This window comes from Bradyrhizobium uaiense (assembly GCF_010811875.1).
Classification (GTDB): Bacteria; Pseudomonadota; Alphaproteobacteria; order Rhizobiales; family Xanthobacteraceae; genus Bradyrhizobium; species Bradyrhizobium uaiense.
In genome coordinates this window covers 1-253 of the sequence record NZ_VKHP01000727.1, presented here as the reverse complement: position 1 = coordinate 253, position 253 = coordinate 1, and the positions used below count along the sequence as shown (strand labels likewise).

Sequence of the window (253 nt, the reverse complement as noted above, 5' to 3'; positions counted from 1 at the left end):
GGTTTTCCATTTGGCACTGGCCAGCATTTGTTCTGCCGCAATCGATAAGATATCGGGCACGTGGTGCTTTCGTGGTTTCCCGCGGACTTTGGTGATCGGCCAAATGAGCTTCACAGCGACCGGATCCACCTTCAGGTGCCGAGGGATGCCGACGGCCCAAGCCAGTCCGCGCTCTGTTAGCCCTTGTCGAAATGGTGCGCTAAGTCCGTATCCTGCATCCGCCAGCACACATCCAAAGCGCACGTTGGCTGCC

The 253-nt window shown here is 58.1% G+C and carries 1 protein-coding gene; it reads right to left on the bottom strand.

The genetic code is table 11. From position 1 onward, the window contains the following. On the bottom strand, positions 1–253 hold a 253-nt coding region (locus tag FNJ47_RS47240; protein ID WP_163163646.1), incomplete at both ends, for a transposase.